The organism is Devosia sp. (assembly GCF_041917035.1).
Classification (GTDB): Bacteria; Pseudomonadota; Alphaproteobacteria; order Rhizobiales; family Devosiaceae; genus Devosia_A.
Map to the genome: position 1 here is coordinate 1 of NZ_JAYRYM010000367.1, position 2,704 is coordinate 2,704.

The 2,704-nt window shown below is 65.5% G+C and carries 1 protein-coding gene and 2 pseudogenes; 1 reads left to right on the forward strand and 2 read right to left on the reverse strand.

From position 1 onward, the window contains the following. Nucleotides 1–195 (forward strand): annotated as a pseudogene (locus tag ACE3TU_RS21115) (IS21 family transposase); the annotation flags it as partial. Nucleotides 196–328: 133 nt separating this feature from the next. Here the strand turns inward: ACE3TU_RS21115 and istB are convergent. Next, nucleotides 329–1,060 carry an IS21-like element helper ATPase IstB gene (istB, locus tag ACE3TU_RS21120; RefSeq protein ID WP_374627832.1) on the reverse strand — a complete coding sequence of 244 codons (732 nt, stop codon included), beginning with the start codon at nt 1,058–1,060 and terminating at the stop codon, nt 329–331. After that, nucleotides 990–2,559 (reverse strand): annotated as a pseudogene (gene istA, locus ACE3TU_RS21125) (IS21 family transposase). The gene istB and the pseudogene istA overlap by 71 nt, the downstream one beginning before the upstream one ends. Nucleotides 2,560–2,704: the final 145 nt, after the last annotated feature.

The window sequence follows — 2,704 nt, forward strand, 5'->3', positions numbered from 1 at the left end:
AAGGGACAGGTCGAGAAGAACGTCCAGGATGCTCGTCACCGGCTCTGGCAACCAACGCCCCGCTTTCCATCGCTGGCCGCCCTCAACGACTGGCTGGAAGCCAGATGCAAAGAGTTCTGGGCGCAGACGCCGCACGGGAAGATGCAGGGCAGCATCGCTGATCTCTGGGCCGAGGAGGTGCGGGCTCTTATGCCGGCATCCCTGTCAAACGGCGTTGAAGATTGACCCCCGATCGGCGTGCAATATTGACCCCCTGACGACGCTGAGCTGATCCGACCCGACGAAGCTGGTCGGGTTGCGCAGCCGGGTTGGATCAGCGGGTTGGGGTTCAGGCGCGGTTCTTGAAGCGCCAGCTGTCGTTGCCGGTCTCGACGATGTCGCAGTGGTGGGTGAGCCGATCAAGGAGCGCGGTGGTCATCTTGGCGTCGCCGAAGACCGTGGGCCACTCGCCGAAGGCCAGGTTGGTGGTGACGATGACCGAGGTCTGCTCGTAGAGGCGGCTGACCAAGTGGAACAGCAGTTGGCCGCCGGACTGGGCGAAGGGCAGATAGCCGAGTTCATCGAGGACGACGAAGTCCTTGCGTGACAGGTAGTCGGCCATGCGTCCCTGCCGTCCGGCGCGGGTCTCGGCCTCGAGCTTGTTGACCAGGTCGACGACGTTGAAGAAGCGGCCGCGGGCCCCGTTGCGGATGGCGGCACGGGCGATGGCGATGGCCAGGTGGGTCTTGCCGGTGCCGGTCCCGCCGATCAGCACCACGTTGCGCTCATGGGCAAGGAAGTTGCCGGCGGCGAGGTCCTTGACCAGGGTCTCATTGATCCCCGTCCCGGTGAAGTCGAAGTCCTCGATGTCCTTGGCCAGCGGCAGCTTGGCGATCGTCATCTGATACTTGATGGAGCGGGCCTGCTTCTCGGCGATCTCGGCGGCCAGCAGATCACCGACGATGCGCTCGGGCTGATGCTGGCGCTTGACGGCGGTGGCGATGATCTCGTCATAGGCGCTCTTCATGCCGTAGAGCTTGAGTTCCCCCATGGTGGTCAGGATCTCGGAGCGTTCCATCATATCGCCCTCCTCAGGCTGTCGTAGCGGGCACAGTCGGCCACGGGCTCAAGGCTGAGCCGCAAGGCCTGCGGCGTGGTCATGATGGTCATCGGCATTGCCGGTTCGCGCTGCCGGGCCAGGATGTTGAGGATCACGTCGGCCGAGCAGACCCCATCGCGCATGGCTTGCGTGCAAGCGGCCTCCACGGCGGGCAGCCCGTCGCTCAGCACCGCAGTGAGGATCGTGACCATCTGCCGGTTGCCGTCCTCGAGGCCGGCCAGCCTGCGCCTGACCTTGTCGATGCCTGCGGGCAGCACCCAGTCCTTGAAGGGCGCGCCATTGCGCAGGGCACCCGGCTTGCGCGCCAGCACCGGCACATAGTGCCAGGGATCGAAGACCGTCTGGTTGCGACTGAAGCAGCGCGGATGTTCGCCGACCATCCTGCCGTCCTGGCGCAACTCGATCCGGTCGGCATAGGCCCGGACCTCGACGGGCCGGCCGACGGCGCTCGCCAGCACCGAGTATCGGTTGTTGTCGAAGCGCACCAGGCAGGTCTTGGCGACCGAGGCGGTCACCGCATGGAAGCCGTCGAAGCGGCCGGCATAGGGAACCAGGGTCGGCCGCTCAGTCTCGAACGCTTCCCAGATGGTCTGGTCGCGGAACTCGGGATGCCGGTGCGTCTTGGCGTAAGCCAGGCATCGGTCGAGCAGCCAGGCATTGAGCTCGTCATAGCTCTTGACCCGCAGGCGCGGCGTGAAGAAGCGTTCGCGCACCAGCCCGACCTGGTTCTCGACCTGTCCCTTCTCCCAGCCTGACGCCGGCGTGCAGGCGACAGGGTCAACCAGATAGTGCCCGCACATCTGCAGGAACCGCCGGTTGTAGGCCCGCTCCTTGCCCACGAAGATGGTCTCGACCGCCGTCTTCATGTTGTCGTAGATGCCACGCGTGCAGGTGCCCTTGAAGAAGGCGAAAGCCCGGTCGTGGGCGTCGAACACCATCTCCTGGGTCTCGCGCGGATAGGCCCGCACGAACAGCATGCGGCTGTGGCAGAGCCGGACATGGGCGACCTTGACGGTCACCGTCACCCCGTTGATCAGCACCACCTCGTGGCTCCAGTCGAACTGGTAGGCCTCTCCCGGCGCAAAGCTCAACGGCACGAACGCTGCCGACACCGAGGCCGAGCGATCCCGCCGCCAGCTCCGGGCATAGCGCCGAACCGCATCGTAGCCACCCTCGTAGCCGAGCCCCCGCAACTCCTCGAACACCCGGATCAGCGTCAGCCGCTCACGGGCAGCCTTGGTCTCGTTGGCTGTCAGTATCCGCTCGAGCTCGCCGGTCCATGCTCCAAGCTTGGGGCGGGGCTGCACCTCGCGTTCATAGCTGAACTCGGTCGCCCCCGACCGCAACACCTTGCGCACCGTGTTCCGCGACACATGCAGGTCCCGCACGATCTCCTTGATCGATCTGCCCCGCACGAAGAACTCGCGCCGTATCCGCGCAATCGTGTCCACGCCCTTCATCCCCCACCCGCCCGTCCGCTTCCGGAACAGGCAGTCTGACCGCGACGGTCAGGGGGTCAATTTTGCACGCCGATCCCCAACCGAACGGGGTCAAACTTGCACGCCGAAACACAGCTCGCAACTCGGTGGCGAGTTTTCGGAGCAG